General features: G+C 62.0%; 25 protein-coding genes. 17 read left to right on the top strand and 8 right to left on the bottom strand.

Going from position 1 to position 23678, the window contains the following annotated elements; translation table 11 throughout:
• The first annotated feature begins 6 nt into the window (after nt 1-6).
• From ACPWR9_RS00960 to ACPWR9_RS00975, 4 genes are all read left to right on the top strand, one after another.
• Complete coding sequence (locus ACPWR9_RS00960) at nt 7-657, top strand: response regulator (protein ID WP_426312405.1); 651 nt, start codon at nt 7-9, stop codon at nt 655-657.
• Nucleotides 658-860: 203 nt separating this feature from the next.
• Complete coding sequence (locus ACPWR9_RS00965) at nt 861-1487, top strand: outer membrane beta-barrel protein (RefSeq protein WP_426312406.1); 627 nt, start codon at nt 861-863, stop codon at nt 1485-1487.
• Nucleotides 1488-1509: 22 nt separating this feature from the next.
• Nucleotides 1510-1983: a DUF4755 domain-containing protein gene (locus ACPWR9_RS00970; RefSeq protein ID WP_426312408.1), complete on the top strand. Its 474-nt coding sequence runs from the start codon at nt 1510-1512 to the stop codon at nt 1981-1983.
• A 130-nt stretch (nt 1984-2113) separates the two neighbouring features.
• A complete protein-coding gene (locus ACPWR9_RS00975) occupies nt 2114-2578 on the top strand; it encodes a CreA family protein (protein ID WP_426312411.1) in 465 nt (154 codons plus the stop codon).
• A 16-nt stretch (nt 2579-2594) separates the two neighbouring features.
• Here ACPWR9_RS00975 and ACPWR9_RS00980 read toward each other — a convergent pair whose 3' ends face one another.
• Nucleotides 2595-3566: an AraC family transcriptional regulator N-terminal domain-containing protein gene (locus tag ACPWR9_RS00980; protein WP_426312413.1), complete on the bottom strand. Its 972-nt coding sequence runs from the start codon at nt 3564-3566 to the stop codon at nt 2595-2597.
• A gap of 94 nt (nt 3567-3660) precedes the next feature.
• On the opposite strand from ACPWR9_RS00980, the gene ACPWR9_RS00985 reads away from it, so the two are divergent.
• Nucleotides 3661-4491, top strand: a complete 831-nt coding sequence (locus ACPWR9_RS00985; protein WP_426312415.1) for an oxidoreductase — start codon at nt 3661-3663, stop codon at nt 4489-4491.
• A gap of 36 nt (nt 4492-4527) precedes the next feature.
• Here ACPWR9_RS00985 and ACPWR9_RS00990 read toward each other — a convergent pair whose 3' ends face one another.
• Together ACPWR9_RS00990 and ACPWR9_RS00995 are read right to left on the bottom strand one after the other, a co-directional pair.
• The gene (locus tag ACPWR9_RS00990; protein ID WP_426312417.1) at nt 4528-4719 is read right to left on the bottom strand and encodes a hypothetical protein; all 192 of its coding nucleotides are present in this window, start codon (nt 4717-4719) and stop codon (nt 4528-4530) included.
• 11 nt (nt 4720-4730) lie between these two features.
• Nucleotides 4731-5630, bottom strand: coding sequence for an NAD(P)H-binding protein (locus tag ACPWR9_RS00995; RefSeq protein WP_426312418.1), 900 nt, complete (start codon nt 5628-5630; stop codon nt 4731-4733).
• 191 nt (nt 5631-5821) lie between these two features.
• On the opposite strand from ACPWR9_RS00995, the gene ACPWR9_RS01000 reads away from it, so the two are divergent.
• Nucleotides 5822-6751, top strand: coding sequence for a helix-turn-helix domain-containing protein (locus ACPWR9_RS01000; protein WP_426312420.1), 930 nt, complete (start codon nt 5822-5824; stop codon nt 6749-6751).
• Here ACPWR9_RS01000 and ACPWR9_RS01005 read toward each other — a convergent pair.
• A complete protein-coding gene (locus ACPWR9_RS01005) occupies nt 6707-8011 on the bottom strand; it encodes an MFS transporter (RefSeq protein WP_426312423.1) in 1305 nt (434 codons plus the stop codon). The genes ACPWR9_RS01000 and ACPWR9_RS01005 overlap by 45 nt on opposite strands.
• Nucleotides 8012-8105: 94 nt before the next feature.
• On the opposite strand from ACPWR9_RS01005, the gene ACPWR9_RS01010 reads away from it, so the two are divergent.
• The 7 genes from ACPWR9_RS01010 to ACPWR9_RS01040 all read left to right on the top strand — a co-directional run bounded on the left by ACPWR9_RS01010 (nt 8106) and on the right by ACPWR9_RS01040 (nt 13900).
• Nucleotides 8106-9032, top strand: a complete 927-nt coding sequence (locus ACPWR9_RS01010; protein ID WP_426312425.1) for a LysR family transcriptional regulator — start codon at nt 8106-8108, stop codon at nt 9030-9032.
• Nucleotides 9033-9237: 205 nt separating this feature from the next.
• Nucleotides 9238-9552, top strand: a complete 315-nt coding sequence (locus ACPWR9_RS01015; protein ID WP_426312427.1) for a DMT family transporter — start codon at nt 9238-9240, stop codon at nt 9550-9552.
• 130 nt (nt 9553-9682) lie between these two features.
• On the top strand, nt 9683-10042 hold the full coding sequence (ndhC, locus tag ACPWR9_RS01020) for an NADH-quinone oxidoreductase subunit A (RefSeq protein WP_426312428.1): 360 nt from the start codon (nt 9683-9685) through the stop codon (nt 10040-10042).
• 88 nt (nt 10043-10130) lie between these two features.
• Nucleotides 10131-12002: a DUF3857 domain-containing protein gene (locus ACPWR9_RS01025; protein WP_426312429.1), complete on the top strand. Its 1872-nt coding sequence runs from the start codon at nt 10131-10133 to the stop codon at nt 12000-12002.
• 107 nt (nt 12003-12109) lie between these two features.
• Complete coding sequence (locus ACPWR9_RS01030) at nt 12110-12613, top strand: cupin domain-containing protein (RefSeq protein WP_426312431.1); 504 nt, start codon at nt 12110-12112, stop codon at nt 12611-12613.
• Nucleotides 12614-12659: 46 nt separating this feature from the next.
• On the top strand, nt 12660-13289 hold the full coding sequence (locus ACPWR9_RS01035) for a glutathione S-transferase family protein (protein WP_426312432.1): 630 nt from the start codon (nt 12660-12662) through the stop codon (nt 13287-13289).
• A 134-nt stretch (nt 13290-13423) separates the two neighbouring features.
• Nucleotides 13424-13900 (top strand): hypothetical protein, encoded by a 477-nt coding sequence (locus ACPWR9_RS01040; protein WP_426312434.1) that lies wholly within the window; start codon nt 13424-13426, stop codon nt 13898-13900.
• A 30-nt stretch (nt 13901-13930) separates the two neighbouring features.
• Here the strand turns inward: ACPWR9_RS01040 and ACPWR9_RS01045 are convergent, their stop codons facing one another.
• From ACPWR9_RS01045 to ACPWR9_RS01055, 3 genes are read right to left on the bottom strand one after another with little or no spacing between them, the layout of a single operon-like run.
• A complete protein-coding gene (locus ACPWR9_RS01045; protein WP_426330706.1) occupies nt 13931-15550 on the bottom strand; it encodes an acyl-CoA synthetase in 1620 nt (539 codons plus the stop codon).
• An 18-nt stretch (nt 15551-15568) separates the two neighbouring features.
• Nucleotides 15569-16930, bottom strand: coding sequence for an MFS transporter (locus ACPWR9_RS01050; protein ID WP_426312438.1), 1362 nt, complete (start codon nt 16928-16930; stop codon nt 15569-15571).
• A gap of 28 nt (nt 16931-16958) precedes the next feature.
• The gene (locus tag ACPWR9_RS01055) at nt 16959-18035 is read right to left on the bottom strand and encodes a hypothetical protein (protein ID WP_426312441.1); all 1077 of its coding nucleotides are present in this window, start codon (nt 18033-18035) and stop codon (nt 16959-16961) included.
• A gap of 135 nt (nt 18036-18170) precedes the next feature.
• Between ACPWR9_RS01055 and ACPWR9_RS01060 the strand changes: the two genes are divergently transcribed.
• The gene (locus ACPWR9_RS01060; protein WP_426312442.1) at nt 18171-18806 is read left to right on the top strand and encodes a TetR/AcrR family transcriptional regulator; all 636 of its coding nucleotides are present in this window, start codon (nt 18171-18173) and stop codon (nt 18804-18806) included.
• A 30-nt stretch (nt 18807-18836) separates the two neighbouring features.
• Here the strand turns inward: ACPWR9_RS01060 and ACPWR9_RS01065 are convergent, their stop codons facing one another.
• Nucleotides 18837-20411: a PLP-dependent aminotransferase family protein gene (locus tag ACPWR9_RS01065; protein WP_426312444.1), complete on the bottom strand. Its 1575-nt coding sequence runs from the start codon at nt 20409-20411 to the stop codon at nt 18837-18839.
• A gap of 299 nt (nt 20412-20710) precedes the next feature.
• On the opposite strand from ACPWR9_RS01065, the gene tauA reads away from it, so the two are divergent.
• The 3 genes from tauA to ACPWR9_RS01080 all read left to right on the top strand — a co-directional run bounded on the left by tauA (nt 20711) and on the right by ACPWR9_RS01080 (nt 23609).
• Entirely contained in the window at nt 20711-21769 is a 1059-nt protein-coding gene (gene tauA / locus ACPWR9_RS01070) for a taurine ABC transporter substrate-binding protein (protein ID WP_426312446.1), read from the top strand.
• Between the two features lie 73 nt (nt 21770-21842).
• Nucleotides 21843-22664: a taurine ABC transporter ATP-binding protein gene (locus ACPWR9_RS01075; protein WP_426312447.1), complete on the top strand. Its 822-nt coding sequence runs from the start codon at nt 21843-21845 to the stop codon at nt 22662-22664.
• 24 nt (nt 22665-22688) lie between these two features.
• A complete protein-coding gene (locus ACPWR9_RS01080) occupies nt 22689-23609 on the top strand; it encodes an ABC transporter permease subunit (protein WP_426312450.1) in 921 nt (306 codons plus the stop codon).
• Nucleotides 23610-23678: the final 69 nt, after the last annotated feature.

The following is a 23678-nucleotide window of genomic DNA, read 5'->3' on the forward strand; positions in this document are numbered from 1 at the left end:
CCTGACATGTCTCACACCCTTGTCCTTATCGACGATCACCCCATCGTGCGCGATGGCCTTGTGACGCTGTTTCACGCGTCGCCCAACTACCGCGTGCTGGCTCAGGCAGGCGACGAAGCCGAAGGTCTGGCGGCCGTGCGCGCCCACCGGCCGGATGTGGCGCTAGTCGACTTGATGCTTGGCGACGCGCTAACGCTGCCGCTGATCGGCACGATTGCACGAGAGTTTCCAGAAACCGCCGTCGTCTGCATCTCGATGCATTCCGACGCCGCCTACGCCGAACCCGCCGCGCTCGCCGGTGCCATGGGGTATGTCAACAAGGCCAACGCCGGACGCACAATCCTCGATGCGATCGCCTCGGTCCTGCGCGGCGTGCCGTACTTCCCGCCCGACGTGCAACAACGCCTGCTGCGCCGCGCACGCGGCCTGGCACCGCAATCGACCACGCCGCTGGGCATGTTGTCGACGCGTGAAATCGAGATCCTCGGCTTCATCGGGCAAGGTCTGAAGAAACAGCAAATCGCCGAGCGCATCGGCCGCAGCGCGAACACCGTCGAAACCCACCGCACCAACATCAAACGAAAACTCAACCTCGACACCAACGCCGAGTTGATTCGCTTCGCCGCATTGAACCTGCCGCAATCCCCCGCCCAGTAAGTCCTTCCCGACGATGCCGGTTGATCCGGCATCGCTCACGGGTTGAGTCGCGCGCCATCGCCTAAGCGATTGTCCAAGCGCGTGCCCCCTCCTACGATCTCTCCCAACCCACACCTGCGCTCAAGGTGTCTCGGGGCTTTCGACGCACGTGCGCCGCCGGTCCACCGGTTCTCCTTGGGGCAATCATTCTTCGAACCACAACAATGAAAAAACAGACCATCGCCGCCCTCGCCTGTCTTCTGACGATGCTGCCCGCGCTCGGCTTCGCCGCCGAAGCCTCGAATAACTCGCATGGCTTCTATCTGGGTGCCTCCGCGGGTTTGTCGAACATCACGGGCGACGACAGCGATATCGCCATTCCGCCGTTGACCTACACGCAGAATCGCAATCGGTTTGGCTTCAAGGTGTACGCGGGGTATCAGTTCAACGACTACTTGGCGCTGGAGACGGGCTTCGTCGATCTTGGCGCGGATAAGGTCGAGTTCAGCAATGGCCGCCAGAACAAGTTGACCGCACTCGGCGGCTTTATCGACGCGATCGTGTCGTATCCGATTACCGATGCGTTCAGCGTTTTCGGCAAGGTCGGCTATAGCGTGCTCGCCAATCGCTCGCAAGAAACCGGCGCGAGCATCGGTGGATTCAATTCGAAGGATTCGTACGACAACATGGGCGTCAAGGGGCACGTCACGTTTGGCGCAGGCGTGAAGTACAAGGTGACGCAGCACCTCCACCTGCGTGTGGATTACGACCACTTCGCCGCAGGCTCGAACGGCGATAACGTCGGCATCAAGGCGGATATGTTCACGCTGGGTGCCCAGTACCAGTTCTGAGATTGCCGATAAGGGGATAACGATGGGTACCTTCGTAACGCTGCTCTTTTTCGTCTGCTTGGTCGCGCTGCCGGTATGGCACGTGCTGCGCAAGCGGAGTTTGAAGACGGACATGCTCGCCGCCGCGGGTTTGCAGGAAGGTCAGGGGTATTCGTTTTTCTTCGGAGACAGCGGCATCGTGCTGAATCCGCAGACAAAATGCGTGACCGTTGCCGAGAAGTGGCGGATGAAAACGTATCCGTTCACCGACATCCGGAGTTGGAAGGCCAGCAAGGTGCACGCCGGGCCGACGCACGTCACGGCGTTTGGCGGAGCATCCGGTGCGGCGCAGAACGTCGGCAATGCGCTTCGCGCGAAGGCGCATGCCGACGCGCTGAGTCATTTCGTCCTGGTCGTCAAAGATATCGACGCGCCGGAATGGAAGATCCGAATGATCGGCGAGAAGGATCAGGCGCGCTGGATGGAGATTCTGCAACAAGCAGTCAACGAGGATTAGTTCGCGCCGATGTCTGTGTGAGCGTCACACGCGCCACATCCGACGCGAGTAGAATCCGCGTGTCGTAGCGCTTGGCTCGCGATGGTCGCAGCCGCTAGCGACGCCGAACCGACACGAAACGGATACGAAAATGAAGATTGCAATCGCGCTGGCGCTAACGGTTGCCACGAGTTGGGCGCACGCGGAAAAGATTGGCGACGTGAGCACCGCATTCCAGTGGGTGGGGCCAGATCACAAGATTGTGGTGGATGCTTACGACGATCCGAAAGTGCACGGCATTACGTGCTATGTCTCTCGCGCAAAGACCGGCGGTGTGAAGGGCATGGTCGGATTAGCAGAAGACAAGGCCGAAGCCTCGATCGCCTGCCGTCCGGTCGGCCCAATCTCGTTCACGGGACCGCTGCCGAAGCAAGAAGAAGTCTTCTCGGAAAGCCTCTCACCGTTATTCAAAAAGCTGCGGATCGTGCGCATGGTGGATAAAGCCCGCAACACGCTCGTCTACCTGACCTACTCCGACAAACTGATCGACGGCTCGCCGCAAAACGCCGTGACCGCCGTGGAAGTCGACCGTGGAACGGTCATTCCGGTGAAGTGAGCCAGCGAAGCATCGGTTAGTGAGACGACACGTAGGCCGCCCCGTCAAAGGCTTCCGGAATCGCGAAGCTCGCGCGCATACGTTTCGCCTCTGCCGCAGGCGTCAAACCGAAAAGTCGCTTGAATTCACGGCTGAACTGCGAGGCACTCGTGTAACCGACCGCCAGCCCTGCTGCCTCGGCTGTCAGGTCCTGACGCACCATGAGCAGCCGCGCCTGATGCAGGCGAGTCGATTTCACGTACTGCATGGGCGACACATGAGTGATCGCCTTGAAATGGCTATGAAAACTCGGCACGCTCATTCCGGCTTCGTCAGCGAGCTGCGTCACGTCGAGCGCTTGCGCATACCCGGCATGAATCAGTCGCAGCGACCGACCAATTCTTCCAAACTGCCCTCGCATGGCCAGCGCCTCTCGCATGGCCCCACCCTGCGCGCCAGTCAACACCCTGAAATACAACTCGCGCAACAGCGCCGGCCCCAGCACCGCGGCTTCCAGCGGTTGATGCATCGCCTCGAGAAAGCGCAATACCGACGCCTGCATGCTCGCATCCATTGGTGTCGACATCATGCTCTGTGGTGCGTGCGTGAATGACGCCGTCCCCTGCGCGTCGATCTGCGCCGCTAGCTCTGCGGCCAGCGTGAAATCGAGATGCAAGTAGAGCGCTAGAAGCGGGCGTTGCGGCGTGGCATCCGTCTCCATACTGAACGGAACGGGGACCGAAACGGCGAGATAGTGATCCTCGTCATACACATAGCATTGGCCGCCAAAATACCCCCGCTTGCGCCCCTGACACACGATCACGATGCCCGGGTCGTACAGCACTGGGGTGCGAGATAGCGCGCGGTCGGAACGCAGAATTCGCACGCTGGACAGCGCCGTCAGGTTGTAACCCTCCTCAGGTGCCAATGCCCGCAACAGCGCAATCGTTCTGGCGTGCGTGTCGGAAGTCGTGCCGACGCGTCGTCGCAAGGTCTGTTGTTCATTCATAGTTTTAGGCAATAAAAATAGGCGAATATGGCTTAAACGCGCGAATTCACGAGATTACTATGCATTCTCTGCACATTACTCGAGAGAGGCAAGCATGGCATCCGGAAAGATATTGCTCATCACTGGCGTGAGTAGCGGGTTTGGCCGAGCGCTCGCGCACGAAGCGCTGGCGGCAGGACATACCGTGGTCGGTACAGTCCGAAGCGAGCAGGCGAAGCGTGATTTTGAAGCGATCTCCGACGCCGCTTTTGCGCGCGTACTCGATGTGACCCACTTCGATGTCATCGACGATGTCGTTGCCGACATCGAGGCGAACGTCGGCCCGGTCGACGTGCTGATCAACAACGCTGGCTATGGGCACGAGGGCGTGCTGGAAGAATCGCCGCTCTCGGAAATGCGCCGTCAGTTCGACGTGAATGTCTTTGGCGCCGTCGCCATGATCAAAGCGGTCCTGCCGTTCATGCGCGCGCGCCGTCGCGGCCACATTCTGAACATCACCTCGATGGGCGGGCACGTCACCATGCCCGGCATCGCCTACTACTGCGGCAGCAAGTTTGCGTTGGAGGGCATTTCTGAGAGCCTCGGCAAGGAAGTCAAACCGTTAGGGATTGCGGTGACGGCTGTCGCCCCCGGCTCGTTCCGCACCGATTGGGCCGGGCGTTCGATGACGAGAACGCCGCGCTCAATTCCGGATTACGACGCGCTCTTCGATCCCGTCAGAACCGCGCGCGAAGCGAAGAGCGGCAAGCAACTCGGCGATCCGGTCAAAGCCGCTCGCGCCATGCTCGCCATCATGACGGTGGAGCATCCACCGGCTCACCTGCTGCTCGGCAGCGATGCGCTCAACCTTGTGCGAGAGAATCTGACGGCGTTGGATAACGAGTTCGGTGCATGGGAACCGCTAACGATCTCGACCGACGGTTAAGGCGCGCCGGGCGAAGCCACCGGCGGCAATGCTCCACTACGAAATACCGAAATCCTCATTGCTACTGGGAATCGCACTCAGCAATTCCTCGAGCGCCTCCCAACGAAGCGCCTTGGCGATCAGTTCCAGCGCTCGGTAGAGCTTCGGCACCGACACATGGTGCTTTGCAGGCGCACGAGATTTCTCGAGGAAATGGCGAGTCGAGCAAGTAATAGGGCATGACAGCATGAAAAACTCCTTCAGGGAGATGGCGGCTGGTGCGCGGCAATCGCGAGCACTTGCGCTGTCAGCGCATCTCGCAACTCGGTGGTGCCGAAACGCCGCTCGCTCCCCGCTTCTACATCGATGCGACCAGCATTCTGCGCGTCGTAGGTCTGGATAACGAGACGGGCGAGATCCGCGTTCAATCCCGCCCGCGAGAGCGCCGCGTCCCACGCATTGCGTGGCAGCGGGAGCGCCGTGATTTCGCGTCCGCTGACTTCGCTTAACACCTGCGCAAAGTCACCCGCGCGATAGCGGCGCGGCCCTTCGACGCTCACCACGCGCACACCGTTACCGTCATGCCCGTCGAGCAAAAGCTGCGCAGACACAACACCGACATCGCTTGCCGACACGGTCGGAAATGGCCTGTCGATCGGATGATGAAAACTCGGTAGCCACCCGGAAGCCAGTGCCACGGGCACCACGCGCGCCCAGTTCTGCATATGCTCCGCCGAGCGCAACAACGTCAGGTGTGGCGCCGCGTCTCGATACGCGGCTTCAAGCTCGCGAAACAACATCGTGATCCCCGAATCCGCCGTCAACTCCGCACCGTAGTCTGACAACGCGACGACGTGCAGATGCGTATGACCGCGCAATGCACGCGCGGTCGTGGTGAATGTGCGCCGCATGGCACCTTCCGGGTCCGCCGCATGATGTGCCACCGGGCAAAGCAGTTGCACCGAGTGCGCATCTTCAAGCGCGCGCCGCACCGATGCCTCGTCGTCGATATCCGCGCGAACCACCTCGCACCCCAGACTTCTCAGCACGTCGTGCTGTGCCGGATCGCGCACCACCGCTCGCACTGCGTGCCCAACGTTGCGCAGCGCCGCCACCGTCGCGCGGCCCACTTTTCCCGATGCACCAAAAATGACGTACATAGTCCATCGCCTCTCATTCATGGATCTTGAGTCTACGAAGCCTCACGACGAAAAACTTACACGGACGGATGTTCCCCATCACATTCGGATGACAACCTGAGCCCGCCTATCGCCCTGCTCGTATCACCACCAGCACGCGCGCGAAATTTGCCGCAAAATGCGGCATCACATCGAGAAGCACGGGGCAGGCAATGAAGGCATCTCACACAACGTTGATTCCGCACTCCGGGCAGCGCAAAAGCCTGCTCTCGAGCACGTCGCTCGGGTGGTCGGGCTTCGGTGCCGACGTGTACCGCGTCGCCGCTGGTGAACATCGCATTCCGGCGTTCTCGCATCACCGGGTCGGGGTTCACGTGGGCAGGCCTGTCAACGCGGTTTGTCGATGCGAAGGGGCGCCGAAGGCACGCATTCAGTCCCATGGCGACGCCGACGTCATTCCTGCGGGGATGGCGGGCATTTGGTCCGATGACGCCGACTGCACCATCCTCAGCATCTGGTTTGCTGCCGATCGGGTTCGCGACACCTACGATCAACTCGGCCTGAAGTCGTCAGACGCGCTAATTCGCCCGCACTTCCAGTGGCGCGACGCACGCTTTCAGCAAATGGCGTGGGCCTTACAGGCGGAACTCGAAGCCGACGACGCCTCCGATCCCCTCTACGCCGAGAGCCTTTGCACGGCGATGATCGTGCGGCTAGCCAGTACCGGCGGGGCAGCCAATGCAGAACCCCAATCCGATCGCAAGCGCCGCACCTTGTCGGCACGCGCCGCCGCGCGCGTCATCGACTACGTCGAAGCCCATCTCGACGAACGCCTTTCGCTCACGGAACTCGCAGCCCTCGTCGAGCTGAGCGTCCCCCATTTCAAAGTGCTGTTTCGCGAAACGATGGGCGTGCCGGTGCATCGGTACGTCGTGCAGCGTCGTCTGGAACGGGCCAAAGCCCTGCTGATCGAGGGCCGGCTGAGCGTGAGCCAAATCGCGCTCGACACCGGCTTCTCGCATCAGAGTCATATGGCCACGTGGATGAAGCGCATGTTCGGCGCTACGCCGCGCGATATCGCAGCGAGCGCCGTCACCTCACGCACGACGTCCTTGCGAGGCGCGATCCAGCCAGCCGACTAGCAACAGCGCGACGGCAAACCCCAGCGCGACCGCACACACGCCGCTCCATCCGGCCCATGCCCACGCGGCTCCCGAGAGCGCCGCACCGATCGCGCCGCCTACGAAGAAGATGCCGACGAAGAGCGCGTTCAACCGACCGCGCGCCGCAGGGTTCAGCAGGTTGACCGCGCGACGTCCGAGCGTCTGGTCGGTGATGACGCCCGCGTCGAGCGCTGCGGCCCCGGCGACGAGCATCGCCAGTGCCAGCACGGGATGCGCCACCGGCGAGAAACCGCCCCACCCCGCACCCGCCGCACCGAGCATCAGCACGGCGACAATCATCACGGCGTGCGAAACGATCTGCGTCGCGTGGCCCGCGCCACGGTCTCCGAGATATCCGGCAAGCGGCGTCACAATGGCGCCCGAGGCCCCCGCCAACGCGAACACGGCAATGCCCTGCATACCCAGCGAGAACGGCGGTTGTGCGAGTCGCAACGCGATGGCCGTCCAGAACGCGCTGAACGCACCCAGTGCCAGCGCCGCCTGCAAGGCGCGGCGTTGCAATACGGGTTCCGTGCGCAGCAGCGTCCACAGCGAGCGCAGCAAGGCCGGATAACTCGCGCCAGCGTGCGGTGCGTGATTCGGCAACCGGAGATACAGCACCACCGCGAGCAAAGCGTCGGCGAGCGCCTCGATGCCGAAGAACACCCGCCATCCAAACGTGCCCGTAATCAGACTCGCGAGCGGACGCGAAAGCAGAATCCCAAGCATCAACCCGCTCATCACGTTGCCAATCGCTTGGCCGCGCCGTTGCTCCGGCGCCATCGACGCCGCCATCGGAACAAGCATCTGAATCACACTCGACGTGGCCCCCGCGAGAAATACCGAGGCCAGAAACACCCATCCTGAATGCGAGAGCGCAGACACCGCCAAAAATGCCGCACAGCACGTCAGCGTCACCACGATGAGGCGGCGATTCTCAAGCAAGTCGCATAACGGCACGAGCAGCAGCAAGCCCGCCGCATAACCCAGTTGCGGCAGCATTGCGATCAGGCCCGACAGCCCCACAGGCAAATTCAGCGCATGACTCACGGGGCCCGTCAGCGGCTGCGCGGCGGACAAATTCAGGATGATGATGCCGACGGCTGCCGCGAAGAAAAGCGTCATCTGCCTGCTAAGACCTGCCCCTTCGGGCACGGCCGAAGGCGGTGGCGACACGGTTGGCGGTAGTGGCTGAGGCGTCGCGAAGTTACGCGTACAAACGGTAGGTGGCTGCGTCATTTTTCCGGATCCATTGAGTCGGTCCGGCTGATTGTAGAAACGCCAACGTTATGCCACAATTGAATTATGTTCATATTGATTATGCGAGTTTGTTTTGAACACACATGACTTGCAGGCTTTCGTGGCAGTGGTCGAGAGCGAATCGATGGTGCGGGCGTCGGAGAAGCTTTTCCTGACGCAGCCGGGTTTGACACGCCGTGTCCAGAATCTGGAAAAGATGCTCGGCATCGAACTGCTGGACCGCCAGAGCAAACCGCTCAAGCCGACCGCCGCGGGTAACGAGGTCTATGCGCTCGCGCGCACGGTGCTGCGGGCGGTCGACGACCTAATGGCCGTGGCCTCCCCCGATAACGAACCTACGGGTGAGTTCAACATCGGTGTGCCGCCGTTTCTCTCGGAATTGGCGCTGGAGCAGCCCATCGACCGGTTGCGTGCCGCCTTCCCCAAGCTGACCCTGCGCGTGACCGCAGGCTGGTCACCGGGCCTGTTGCAGAACGTCGAGCGCGGCAAGGTGGACGCCGCCATCGTGCTGCTGCCCGAAAGTGCGGCGATGCCGGAAGGTCTAACGACGACACTGCTCGCGCACAAGCCCACTGTGGTGGTTGCGCCGCGCTCGCTCGGTCTGGCCGATAAGTCCGCAACGCTCGCCGAGTTGGCGGAACACTCGTGGGTGCTGAATCAGGATGGCTGCGGCATGCGCTCGGCGCTAAGCCGCGCGATGGTCACAGCAGGGTTGCCGTTCCATGTGGCCGTCGAAGCGTTCGGCTCCGAGTTGCAACTGTCGCTCGTCGCGCGGGGTTTGGGCGTCGGGCTCGCCGCCCCTGAAGTGCTGGCACGCAGCCCCCATCACGACGCATTGCAAATCGTGGACGTGCCCGAATTCCGCAGCGGGCTCAATGTCTGGCTCGTGCACGGTGCGCTGCCGTCGCGCCTCGTCCGGCCTGTCGCACTGATCCATGACGCCTTGATCGACGAGCTCAAGAAAGACGCCGCCGCCCGCCCCGGAAAGATGAGCTCGTGAAATTCGCCGTCGCGACGTACGGCACAGAAGGTGACGCTCGGCAGCACGCTGCGCGCCGAAAACAGCATGCGCAACGCGATTGAACGCATGCTCTAAGTGCACGCACTTTAGTGTGCAATTTGCTATAGTTCAGGGCTGAGGACGACCTCAGCCTGCTGGCAACACATTCCGGGACGGCCCGGCTCTACCCAAATAGGAGAGCCGTATGGCTTGGATATATTTGTTGTTTGCGGGCCTTCTCGAGATCGTCTGGGCCTTTACGATGAAGCAGTCTGCGGGCTTCACGAAGTGGGTCCCCTCTGTCATCACCCTCGTCACCATGGCCGCCAGCTTCGGTTTGCTGTCGGTCTCCATGAAGACGCTTCCCCTCGGCACGGCTTACACCATCTGGACCGGCATCGGTGCCATCGGCGCATTTACCGTCGGCGTTCTTGTGCTCGGTGAATCGGCCAGCGCCATGCGACTTCTCGCCGCTGTGCTCATCGTGAGCGGGCTCGTGTTGATGAAGCTCGCGTCATAGGATTTTTCCCAAAAACACGGCGTTGGCGGAACCCTCGCGCCAACGCGCGTGTCGGTGGCACGAGTGTCATTCGAATGGCACCGATAACGCGCACTCCTTCCTTCCAGAAATCTTCCATTTAGGAGGCCCGGTGGACCTCTCCGAGTACTTCCCTGCCCTGCTGTTCCTGCTGGTGGCTCTGCTCATGGGCACGGCACTGCTGTTCGTCGCGAAGCCTATTCGCCCGCACCGGCCGGACGCCGAAAAGAACTCGGCCTACGAGTGCGGTTTCAATGCGTTTGGCGATGCACGCAAACAATTCGATGTGCGCTTCTATCGCGTGGCGATCTTCTTCATCGTCTTCGATATCGAGTTGGCCTTCACGATTCCGTGGGCTGTATCGATGCGAGAAGTCGGATGGCCGGGGTTCATCGCGATGATGTTCTTCCTCTTCGTCCTCGCGTTGGGTTTTGCGTACGAATGGGGCAAGAAGGCGCTTGAGTGGGAATAAGATTTGACTCGGTCTGGCGCCGAGTCATCGCGCATTCATGGGAATCGGGTAGCGTCACGGCGGCATCCCATTTCCACACACAAAGAACATGCGCCAATTCATTTACGGGGTAGCTGCAATATTGGGGACGGTCGGCACGTGCGCCATTGCACACGCTGCCGTCTTCGAGCCGGACGTCACCGTGCTCGCCGACGAGGTCATCTACGACATCAATGCCGACGGCACCTTCACCCGCGAAGAGACACGACATTTACGTCTGGAGACCGACCGCGCGGTCAAAACGAATAGCCAAGTCGCGATGCGGTACAGCACGTCGTTGCAGGATCTCGCTGTCGAGGACGCCTACACGACCACGAAGGACGGCAAGCGTATCGACGTGGCCGCCGACAAGATCATCGTGCAACAAAGCCGCGAAAGCGCCGGCGCGCCGATGTTCGATGACGGCAAGGTCAAGACCGTCATCTTCCCGGCCACCGAAATCGGCGCCACGCTGACCTTGAAGACACGCTATACGCAGCGTCAAGCGCTCTTCCCCGGCCAGTTCTCTGCCATCGAGTATTTCGGCGTAGACAAGCCTTATCAGTCGGTTCGCCTCGTCGTACGCGCGCCTGCCGCACTGAAGCTGAATGTCGATACGATCGACATGCAAGGTGGTCTGCAAACGGCCGACAAGCCCGACACGCAACAATGGCAGTGGACGCTCGCCAACACCGCAGCCCACGCGCCGGAACCCGGCTCGGTCGCGCTAGTGGATCACAGCCCGCGCGTCGCGATCACGACATTCACCGACTTCGCGTCTGTCGCGGCAGCCTATAACGAACGCGCACTTCCCAAGGCAGCAGTGACACCGGCCATTCAAACGTTGGCCGATAGCCTCACCCAAGGCGTGACCGAGCGTCGCAAGCAAGCGCAGATCCTGTACGAATGGGTCACCAAGAACGTGCGCTATGTCGGCGTCTATCTGGCCTTTGGCGGCGTCGTGCCGCACGAGGCATCTGCCATCCTCGACGCAAAGTACGGCGACTGCAAAGACCACGTCACGCTGCTCGAATCCCTGCTCGCCGCCAAGGGCATCAAGAGCAGCCCGGTGCTCGTGAACGCCGGCACCGGATACTGGCTGCCGAAGGTCGCGGCGCCGCTGGGCGTCTTCAATCACGCGATTACCTATCTGCCGGAATTCAATCTCTTCGTGGATTCGACCGCGAGCGTCTCGCGCTTCGGCACGTTGCCGGTCACCGAGGCTGGCAAGTCGGCACTCGTCGCCGACGACGGCACCGGGCACGCCAGGATGATGACCTTGCCCGGCAACACTCCCGAGAACGCCCGCATCGACATCACCACCCGCGTGGCGCTCGACGACGACGGCAATCTGAAGGGTACCGGCGAGATTGCGACGAGCGGCGTGTTCGACTGGGTGTCGCGCCAAATCTTCGCGTCGGTGCCCGCAGGCACGACGTCCACGCTGGCAAGTCAGATGCTGAGCGCGGGCGGGCGCAGCGGTCAGGGCGACTTCACGCATGGCGACCCGCGCGATTTCGCTCAACCCTTCGCCTATCAGACCGCGTTTGAACAGCCGGGCTACGTGCAGCTTCCCGGCCCCGGTGCGATGCAAGTGCCGCGCGGGCTGTCCGGCTTCGTCAACATCGCCTCCACCTTCGGCGCGATGAACGTGGAGTCGCGCGATTTCGCGATGCCGATTGCTGGGCGCCAAGTGACTGAGACGACCATCATCACGCTGCCCAAGCAGGTCAAGCTGGCGAATTTGCCGAAGCCCACCAGTATCGATTCGCCGCTTGGCAGCTATCGGTCGAGCTACAAGGCCAGCGGCCGCGTGCTCACGGTGACGCGAACGCTGCGTCTCACGCCCACGGGCACGACGATCGCTCCCGATCAATACCCCGCCTTCAGAAAGCTGGGCCTGGCCGTGCTGCGCGACCTCAACACGCAACTCGTCTACTAGGATCTGAATTACATTGCTGAAATGGGGGCGCCGCTTGCCGTTCACACCAGCGAACGATCAGCGGCGCCCGCATCTCAACGATCTCAATGTCAAGTCAGGAGCCTCCCATGTCGTCTGCCGCCGATCTCGTCACGTCTCTGGGGTTACTGCCGCATCCGGAAGGCGGGCATTATCGCGAAACGTATCGCGCGCGCGACACCATCGCTGCGCAGGCGCTACCGGACGGATTCTCCGGCGCTCGCAGTATCTCCACAGCGATCCTCTATTTACTGGAAGCTGACGACTTCTCCGCGTTCCACCGCATTCGGAGCGACGAGATCTGGCATTTCCATCTCGGCGGCACGCTCTGGATTCACGAGATCGACCCGGCTGGCAAGTTGACGACGACATGCCTCGGTGCTGACGTCGCAGTCGGAGAGCATCTGCAACACGTGGTCCGCGCTGGCCATTGGTTTGCGGCGCAGCCTGCACCGTCGACGCGCTACTCGTTGGTCGGATGTACCGTCGCCCCCGGCTTCGCGTTCGAGGACTTCGAGATGGCCGACCCGGCCGCACTCGCGGCGCAATGGCCAGCGCACCAGGCGCTCATCGAACGGCTCGGGCGCGCCTGACGCCGCTAGAATCGAACCCAGCCGCTATCCAACACAAGGGGTTCTCATGCTTCGCGTACTCGGCAGGGCGTCGTCCATCAACGTGCGAAAAGTGTATTGGCTTTGCCACGAAACCGACACGCCGTTTGTTGCCGAGCCATGGGGCGATGCCGCAAGTACGCTACCGCTCGACACCCCGGCCTTCGTCGCGATGAACCCGAACCGGATGGTGCCGGTCATCGATGACGACGGCTTCGTGATGTGGGAGTCGAACAGCATCCTGCGCTATCTCGCAGCGACTCGCGGCGACAACGCCCTCTATCCCGTAGCACCCCGCGAGCGCGCCCGCGCCGATCAGTGGATCGACTGGCAAGCGGCCGACCTGAACCCCGCGTGGCGCTACCCGTTCATGTCGCTTGTTCGGCGCGCCCCGGGCTGCGACAACCCGGTCACCCGCGACGCCAGCGTGCGGCGCTGGTGCGAACTCATGACTGTGCTCGATCAGCAACTCCAAACGACGCAGGCATTCGTGTGCGGCGAGACGTTCACGCTGGCAGACATCCCTATCGGCCTGTCGGTCCATCGCTGGTTCAGCACGCCCATCGATCATCCGCCGCTCCCGGCCGTAACGACGTACTACGACAGGCTCTCGCAACGCGAAGGCTTTCGTCTTCACGGCCGCAATGGCGCGCCGTGAGAGGGTGTGAAAGGGCGTGAAAGCCAGCCCCCGCAAGGCTGGCACATCCGCACCACTTGTTGTAGATTTCGTTTCAGCAGACAGAACAAACGCAGTTCTGCATCGAATCATTAGGATTGCTGAAAGGAACGGCTATGAAAATTAATAGTGGCGTGAGCTACCTCGGCGCAAACAGCACGCAGCCTGCAACGGCCAAGCGCAACGACAGCAGCCATGCGCCGTTCGCTGCGGCGCTGGCCGCCAAGACGCAGACGGCATCGCAAGCAGGTACGGCCTCCTCGAAGCCCGCCGACGCCGCGCAGCTCGACTTCACCAGCATGACCCGGCAACAAATGCGCGACTGGACCAACGAGCAGATTCGCAGCGGCAAGATGACGCTCGACGACAGCGCGCCGTTGATGGCCATGACGATGAAAATCTCGGTCGACACGGGCATCGAAGTCCCCGCCGAGAGCGACACCCAACGCATCGACTTTACGGACCGTGCCCGCCAAGGGATCGCTGCGGCGCAGTCGCGCAACGAACCCGAGAATGCCAAGCGCTTGCAAACCGCACTCGACATTCTGCTCAAGCATCAGGGCGAGACGTTCGGCGTCGATACCCGCGCCTGACGCCCCCCCCCGATCGACAGGCACCGGCCGTCAGTACTCCTTGCCGGCCGGACGCTCACGCAACGCTTTGCGATTGACCTTCCCCGACTGCGAGCTCGGCAGCTCATCGACGAATTCGATCAGTTTCGGATAGCCGAACTGCGAATGCGCCTCACGTACGAACTGACGAATACTGTCCGCGACATCCACGCTGGGCACGATGCCCTCGGCCAGTACGATGAACGCCTTGACGCGTGAGCCACGCTCCGGGTCGATCACACCGATGACGCCAGCGGCCACGACGGCCGAATGCTGACAACACGCCTCCTCGACTTCGAACGGACTAATGCGATAGCCCGAGGCTTTGATGACATCGTCTTTTCGCCCGACGTACCAATAGAAACCGTCGCTGTCGCGCACCGCCAGATCGTTGGTGTGAAACCATTCACCACCGAACACTGCCTGCGTATCTTCTGGGCGCCCCCAATACCCCAGCGGAAACTGCGGATTGCTGCGCGTTCGCAAACATATCTCACCCTGTTCGCCGACGCCGACTTCGCGCAAGGCATCGTCAAGTAAATGCACGTCCCAACCCGGCACCGGCCGCCCCATTGAACCGGGTTTGATCGCCAGTCCGTCAAAGTTGCCGATCATCGGATACGCCTCGGTCATGCCGTAATTCTCCAGCACGTCAATGCCGAACTGTTCGCGGAACCACGCCGCTTCCGCCTTGCCGAGCGGCTCGTTCGCACTACAACAAATGCGGAACGCCTGCGGGTACCGCCTGCCGGCGTCGGGCACGGTCTTCATCATCAGCCGCAGGCCGCTCGGATTCAGAAATACATTTGTGACGCGGTGACGGCTAAGCGCGGCGAGCAGCCCCTCCGGGTCATAGCGTTTGGCCGATGCGTGCACGAGATTGACCGCGCCATACCGCCACGGCCCGAGTACCTTGTACACGCCCCACGCCCAATCGCCCATCCAGTAAGAGCGCTCCCCCTCGCGCAAGTCCTGACACACTTCGAATTCGTTGTGCCCGATCAGCCCACGGTGCGGGGCGACCACGCCTTTGGGGTTCCCTGTGGAACCGGACGTGAAGTAGATCAAGGCCGGATCATCGGGACCGGTATCGGCTGTCGTAAAGGTGTCCTCGAACGTTGTGATGACAGCAGCGTCGTAGCGCATCGTGCGATGGTTCCCGTCCAGTGCGCGGTCCGCATTCGTCTCATCGACGATCAACAGTGCGACCTGTGCGGCACTCAACCGATAAGCCAGCGAGTCGTCGCTCCACAGGGCCGCCATGGGCACGCCAATCGCGCCGAGCTTGAGAATGGCAAGCACGGCAGCGGCACACTCGACGCCCGCCCCCATGAGCACCGCGACGCGCTCTCCAGGCTTCACGCCTTGCGCCTCGATCGCATTGGCCAACCGATTGGCAAGCGCCTGAATTTCCTGCCAGTAGACCAGACGATCCTCAATCCCCTCACCCGTGAGAATCATCGCGAGCTTTTGCGGATCGTGTTTGTCGCATACATCGCGCGCCACGTTGTAGCGCGCGGGAACATCCCATCGATAGTTGCGGTACCACGTCTCGTAGCGCCGTTTGTCGTCGTGCATCGTGGACTCGAGCGGCTCGTTATCTAGCGTATTCATCGAAGTTGCGTAAGCCATGGGTCTGCCGTCCCCGGGTCAGCGTGAGGAGAAATGCGCATGCGTGCGCGACATCTTCGAGCCAGCCGTCTCGGGCAGCCGCGAGATAGGAATGAGTGCGAGCAACGCCACGGCGGACATATAGAACGCCGGCGCTAACGGCGCGCTCGTATGCACAACGAGATACTGCGCGACAAACGGCGCGGTGCCGCCGAACAACATGTAGCCGAGGTTGTAGCCCAGCGCCGCCCCGGTGTAACGCACGGCCGTCGGAAACAACTCGCATTGCACCACTGCAACGACGGAGGCCGTCAGCGTCAGGAACACCGTGATGAGCGCTTGCCCGGCAATCGCATTGAGCATGCCGCCTTGCGCCGCCAGCAGGTAGCCGGGGACCGACGAGAGCATCAGGCCGATCGCACCGCACAGCAGAATGCGCTTGCGGCCATACCGGTCGCTGAGACTGCCGAAGCCCGGGATCAGAATGCTGTACAGCAGCAGCGCCACGGCATTCGAGACCAGACTGATCGTCGGGCTAAGACCGATGACCTGCTTCAGATAGGTCGTCATATAGCTCGACATCGTGTAGAACGCCACGGCATTGAGCGATGCCACGCCAGCGAGCAGCAACACCTCGCGGCGATAGTCGCGCAGCACCATGCGCACCGGTGCTTCGACCAGTTGCCCCGAGCGGGCGAGTTCGACAAACGCGGGCGTGTCGTCAAGCTTCGTGCGCAGGTACAACCCTACGAGCGAGAGCGGTGCAGAAAGCAAGAACGGAATGCGCCACCCCCACGACAGGTAAGCCTCGTTCGACATCGACGACTCGATGCCGGTCATCAGGATGGCGGCCACCACAAACGGCAGCGTCTGCGACGCGTTCGAGATGCCAGTCCAGAAGCCGCGCCGCGCCGCCGGTGCGTGTTCGCTGAGGAACGTGGAACTGCCCGACGCCTCGCCGCCGCCCGAGAAGCCCTGCCCGAGCCGCAGCACGGCCAGCAGAATCGGGGCCATCACGCCGATATGCGAATACGTCGGCAGCAGCCCGATCAGCGTGGTGCAAACGCCCATCATCAAAATGATGATCGACAACGTATTACGGCGCCCGATACGATCGCCGAGTTTGCCGAAGAAAATGCCACCGGCCGGACGAAACAGGAACGTCACCCCAAAGATCGCGAGCGTGGCAAGCAACGCCAACGAGGGCGTGCTGTCGGGAAAGAACAGCTTGGCGATCGTCGACGCCGAGTAACCGTACACGGCGAAGTCGAACCATTCGACAAAGTTACCGGCGGCGACGCCAGCGAGAAGTTTGAATTTCTTTCGTGATGACGCGCGATCCAGCGTATTGGCGCGCTCGCCACCGTTATCTGCCCCGGCGGCTTGGCTGATGTTATCCATGACTGTCCCCTCGATTCGCGTAATCGGGTCAATAAAGCCATTGGCCGGTGTCGACGACATCCCACGCTTCACCGTCTGCGCTCTCGTGCCGCGTGATCTTGACGGTGCTGCTCATCATGCGGGTCGCCATCGCGTGGAATTCGAAGAACGCCTCGTGCAGCTCCGGCGAGTAGCGTTCGTCGAACGGCTTATACGAGCGCAGTACCAAACGGCCTCGACGTGCGTCTTCCCCTGGTTCGACCGTCACATCCCGCCCCATCGCACTCAGTAAGGTGCAGTGAAAGCGCAGGATGCCCGGCACGTCGCGCGTCTCGACGCCCGTTTGTGTCACCAGTTGCGGCCCCATCTGAATCGCCAGCATGCGCATTGCGCTACGCACCAACTGATGCGTGCGCAACTCGCCCACCATCGCATAAAGACTGTCGACGGTCGCTTGCACATAACCCGCAGAGAACTTTGGACGCGCCTTCAAAATGCGTGGCTCGGGCCACAGTTGTGTGTCGAGTTTCGGCGCACGTGCCGCGTCGAACGCTGGCGTATGGCGCGCCACTTCGATGCGGTAAGTCTCGTCCTCGCGCAGATCGTGGTCGTATTCGAAGAAATAGCCTTCGTCGTAGGGATCGCCGTCCATCGAGAACTTCGTGGCCACATACCCCAACCTCGGGTTGCCCATATACCGGCCATTGCGTGGATGCCACGAACCGAACACCGTGCGGCGCACGCTTGCCGGCATCGCAATGAGTGCCACGCCCGCGTACGTCCACATCGGCGCGAGGTAGCGAATCCACACCTTGCGCGGCGATTCCTCGACGTACTCCATCTCCAACCCGCCGATGATGTTCGTGAAATAGTGGTATTTCGCCGCGGCCACCGCGGCCGGCTCGTTCTCGATGCCGAGCTTGCGCAGCCCTTCCTCGTATCGGTCGCCCTGATGCGACGTGAGCGCGCGAAACCACAGTTCGTTGACCGCTGCCTCGCCAAGTTCGCGGTACGCTATCGCCGTCAGGCCGGAGAACGTACGGCCGAGAAAGGCCGTCGCCAACTGGCTATCGAAGCGCAGCGCGGCAAGGGCATCGTGAGAAAAAGACGGATCGTCGCTCTTCATAAGGACTCCAAGTCGTGCGTGAAAGATGGTTTTTCCGCGAACCTGCGATAAACTGACATCGATGTCATAAATTAATCCTGACACTACCGTCATAAAATGGCAAGCGAAAAAAATTCGGCAACTTTGGTGGGGCGTATGGCCGTTTTGGCCGAGGAATCCGGGCTGAAGAAAGGCGAGCGCACGCGCCGTCAGCTCAAGCTGGCAGCGGCGCGTTGTCTGGAGAGCACCACGCTCGCGCAACTGAGCATGGATCAGGTGGCGGCGGAAGCCGGGGTCTCACGCCCGACCATCTACCTCTATTTCCGCTCGGTCGATGAGTTGGTGCGCGACGTGCTGGGCGACTTCCGCCAGATGACGCTCGACACGTTAGCGCAGGCGCGCACCGCCGAGCGCGTGGAAGACAGCATATTTCTGACGAACTGCGCGTACGTGGCGCATTACGCGAGCAATGCCGCGCTCATGGAGCGCATGCGCGAACTCATGAGCGTGGCCCCGGAGATGGTGCTCGAGCGTCAGCGCATCAATTCGCTGTGGACTCGCAGGATTCTCTCGCGTGTGTTGGGCGCGGGCGGTGGAGTCAATACGGGCGGTGTGGGTGAAGCGGCGCTGGAACTGCGCATTCACTGCCTGGGGTCGATGGTCGACGATGTGCTGCGCGAAGCCTACGTCGTGCGCAACCCGGCATTTGCGAAAGCGAGCGAAGACACCGAAGCCTTCGCCCTCGAACTCACCGCCATCTGGCAGCGTGTGTTGTTACCCGCGATGGCCTAAACCCTTAATCCAGCGTCAACACGGGCGTCGTCAGGCCACCTCAGCCATCGTCTCGCGCATCACCTGCGCGAGTGCGATCACGCCCGCCTCGATGTGTTCCGAGCGTATCGACGAGAAGCCGAGACGGAACATGTTGCGCGGTGGCGCATCGCCCATGAAGAACACGTCGCCCGGCTCGATCAAGATGCCGCGTGCCTTGGCGCGCAACGCGAGCAGGTTCGCGTTCAGTCCCTCCGGGCCACGCACCCAGCAAGACGCCCCGCCCTTCACGCGCACGAACGAGGCTTCCGGCATGTGCGTGCTGAGCGCCGCCGTTAGCACCTCGGCACGTTTGGCATAAGTGTCGGCCAGCCGCCGCAGTAAAGCGTCGTGGTGCCCCAGCGCGAGAAACAGCGAGAACGAGCGTTGAATAAACGCCGACGGGTGACGAATCATCAAACGGCGCAGGGCCCGCAGTTCCGCCACGAGCGTCGCGGGTGCCACGATATAGCCAAGCCGAAGCCCCGGCGCAAACGACTTCGACAAACTGCCGATGTAGATCACCCGATCACTGCGGTCCAGACTCTTCAACGCCGGGATTGGAATGTCCGAGTAGCTGTTCTCGCTCTCGTAGTCGTCCTCGATCAACACGAAGTCTTCGGTTTCAGCGCGCCGCAGCAATGCCTCGCGATGCGCCAGCGGCATCGTCGTCGTGGTCGGACATTGATGCGACGGCGTCACGTACACGTAATCGCATTGCGACAAGTTGTCGTCGACCGGCACACCGAACTCGTCGACCGGCAAGCCGATCAACTTCGGCGTGCGTATCGCGAAAATATTGCGCGCATCGGGATACCCGGGATCTTCGATACCCACGGTCGTGCGCGCACCGACCAGCAAATCCGCCAACAAGTACAGCGCCTGCTGTGCACCATTCGTCAGCACGATCTCATCGGCATCGGCCCACACCCCGCGACGCGGCAACACGCGCGTACGAATCTGCTGAATCAGCGTTTCGTCGTCGCGCGCAATCATGTCGGGCGCCCAGTCGCGAATCTCCATGACGGTGAGCGCCTTCTGGCAGCACTCGCGCCAGTCGGCTGTCGGAAACATCGTGGGGTCGAACTGCCCGTAAATGAACGGGTACTGGTACTGCTGCCAGTCGATGGGCTTGACGATGTTGCGCTGACCGGACGGCCGCACCACGTAGCGCCCTTCCCAATCGGGCGAGAGCGGCGCCAGCGGCGCGATGGTGCCAGCGTCCACGCCCGCAGGCAGCTCGCTTGCCACACCCCCACTCCCAGACGTCGCGTCACGCGACTCGGCACTTTGCGTGCCGACCCGGGGCGCGAGGATGTCGCCATTGACGAAGTAACCGCGCCGCTCGCGCGCGATCAGATACCCCTCGTCAACCAGTTGCTGATACGCCAGCACGACCGTGTTGCGCGCCACGCCCAACCCTTCGGCCAGCTCACGCGACGACGGCACCGCCGCACCGCGCATCAGTCGCTCGTCGAGAATCGCCGACACGAGCATCTGGCGAATCTGACTTTGCAGCCCCATGCCAGCGCGCGCCGACATCAGGAACAACTGGTTCCACATTGCCGCAGAAATCCGGCTCGACATCGCGTCCCCTTTTTTCTTGTTACTTCCAGAGCGTCAATTATTACTCATGGGACGGTGACGTTAATTCCGAATTCGGGTTTATCCCCAGTCTGGCTCCATTGCCCCCGATTCCAGCATTCATGCGGCTTAGCGGGTGATTCCGGTGAAATTGGTTCAGTTGGCATCATCAAATGCGGCCAACTGGCTCTAACGAACAAAAATACGCGCGGCAATGATGCACTCACCTGACGCCGATTCGTAACGCTTACAGCGTCAACCCGAAAGTGTTCCACCGACAACCTATCGATTAGAGGTGAACCATGAAAGGACTTCCGAACCGGCTGCGACGGGTATTCGCTGCCACGGCGTTGGCGGCAGCCGCGTTGCCTGGGGTTTTGGCACTCGGCCTGGCGGCACCGGCCACTGCGCAAGCGCAGGACAAGGAGGTGACGATCGCGTATCAGCAAATCGTCGATCCATGGCTGGTGGCGATGGCCAGCGGCGAATTCGAAAAGGCCACGGGATACAAGATCCATTGGCGCCAGTTCGAATCGGGGGCCAAGGTCGCCACCGCGCTCGCCTCCGGCGACATCAAGATCGGCGTACTGGGCTCCAGCCCAATGGCCGCAGCAGTGTCGCAGGGGCTGGATCTGCAATTGTTCTGGATCCTCGACGACATCAACCAGGCCGAAGCGATGGTCGTGCGCAACGCGTCGAACATCAAGACACCGGCTGACCTGAAGGGCAAGAAGATCGGCGTGCCGTTCGTCTCGACCACCCACTACCACACGATGTTTGCGCTGCAACAGTGGGGCATCAAGCCGACCGAAGTGCAGGTGCTCAACATGCAGCCGAACCAGATCGTGGCGGCATGGGAGCGCGGCGACATCGATGCCGCCTACGTGTGGGACCCGGCGCTCGCGCAGATCAAGCAGACCGGCCACGTCCTCATCACGTCCGGCGAATTGTCGAAGCAAGGCAAGCCGACGTTCGACGGCATTGCGGTGGATCGCAAGTGGGGTGAGGCCAACGCCGATTTCATGGCCAAGTTCGTGAAGGTGATTGCCGATGCCGACGCGGCCTATCGCCAGCATCAGGCGGCATGGACGGCCACGTCGCCGCAGGTCAAAGCCATCGTGAAAACGATCGGCGGCAAGCCGGAAGACGTGCCCGGCGCGCTCTCGCTCTACGCCTACCCGTCGGCGCAGCAGCAAGCGTCGGCTGAGTGGCTGGGCGGCGGCAAAGACAGCCGCGCCGCCAAGGCCCTCAAGGACACGGCCGACTTCCTCAAGAGCCAGCAGAAGATCAACGAGGTCAAGCCCGATTACACGCCGTACGTGACGTCGCGCTATGTCGATGCCGCACTCAAGCTGAAGTAAGCCGTGCCGGGGCCGCCTCGCCAAGCGCGCGGCAGCCCCTCCCCGATCGATGGATCGACAGGAGAAGGGCTTCATGGAACAACTCATCGTCAACGACGTCAGCGTCGTATATCCCGGCCGACGTGCGGGCGAGCAAGTGCAGGCACTCGCCCACGTCGATCTGACCATCGCCCCCGGCGACTTCGTGGTGGCGCTCGGCGCATCGGGCTGCGGCAAGACCACGCTGCTTAGCCTGATGGCAGGCTTCATCGCGCCGACCTCGGGCGAATTGCTGCTCGGCGGCGACCCCATCGAAGGCCCCGGCGCCGACCGTGGCGTGGTGTTTCAAAAGCATGCGCTGCTGCCGTGGCTCAACGTCATGGAGAACACCGAATTCGGCCTGAAGCTGCAAGGCGTGCCCAAGCAAGAGCGACGCGCACGTGCCGCACGCAACCTCGCGCTCGTGGGCTTGCAAGACTTTCACAACCACATGATTTACCAGCTCTCGGGCGGCATGCAGCAGCGCGTGGGCATTGCGCGTGCGCTGACCTGCAACCCGTCGATGCTGCTGATGGACGAACCGATGGCCGCGCTCGATGCCCTCACGCGCGAAACCATTCAGGAGCTGCTGCTCGACGTCTGGCGCGAGACCGGCAAGATGATTTTCTTCATCACGCACAGCGTGGAAGAGGCCCTCTTCCTCGCCAGCCGCCTGATCGTCATGTCGCCGCGCCCCGGGCGCATCACGCACACCTACGAACTCGACTTCAACCAGCGCTATCTCGAATGCCGCGATGCGCGCGCCATCAAGTCGAGCCCGGACTTCATCGCCATGCGCGAGACCGTACTCAGCATCATCTATGGCGACGAACGTGCCGGCCAGACCTCTGCGTCGGCCGATGCGGTCGCTGCCTGATTCCGCGCAGGAGCCGTCGCCATCATGATGACCAAACCCGTTGCTACCAGCCCCGCGCATCCGCCGGTTTCCACTTCTGCGGCCACGCCCAGCCCGCGTGTACGTCGTCAGCGCGGCCCGATTGCGCGCATGTTTGCCCCACGCCCCGTGAAAGCGGGGGAATCGTTCGGCGCGCCCGGTCAGGGGCCGAGTCTCCTCATCAGCGTCGTGACCGTCATTGTGTTGCTGCTGATTTGGATCGGCATTTCGTCGTCCGGCATGATCAAGCCGCTGTTTCTGCCGGGACCGCGCGCCATCGTCGAGAAATTCATTCAGGTTTCGACCGAAGGCTTCGCTGGCTCCACGCTGTGGCAGCACACGCTCGCGAGCCTCTATCGCGTGTTCGGCGCGTTTGCGCTGGCCTGTGTCACCGCCATTCCGGTGGGCATCTTGATGGGTGTGTCGCGCATTGGGCGCGGCGTGTTCGATCCGCCGATCGAGTTCTACCGTCCGTTGCCGCCGTTGGCGTATTTGCCGCTCGTGATCATCTGGTTCGGCATCGGCGAGTTTTCCAAAGTGTTCCTCATTTATCTGGCCATCTTCGCCCCGCTCGCGATTGCGGCGCGCGCCGGCGTGCGCTCGGTATCGATGGAACAGATTCACGCGGCGTATTCGATGGGCGCCACCCCGCGCCAGATCGTCATGCACGTGATCGTGAAGTCTGCGTTGCCGGAAATCTTTACCGGCATGCGCATCGGCATCGGCGTGGGCTGGACCACGCTGGTGGCCGCCGAAATGGTGGCGGCATCCAGCGGCCTCGGTTTCATGGTGCTCAACGCGGCGGAATTCCTCGCGTCGGACATCGTGATCATGGGGATCATCGTGATCGGCTTCTTCGCCTTCGGCTTCGATCTGATCATGCGTTATCTCGAGCGAGTGCTCGTGCCCTGGAAAGGCAAGGTGTAAGCGGTCAGTAGTCATTAGAGAAGGCGCAGGGCGGCTCCCCCAGCCGCACCTGACGCCCAACAATGTATT

The sequence above is a fragment of the Pandoraea pneumonica genome (assembly GCF_049918595.1).
In the GTDB taxonomy this organism is placed as follows: domain Bacteria; phylum Pseudomonadota; class Gammaproteobacteria; order Burkholderiales; family Burkholderiaceae; genus Pandoraea; species Pandoraea pneumonica_A.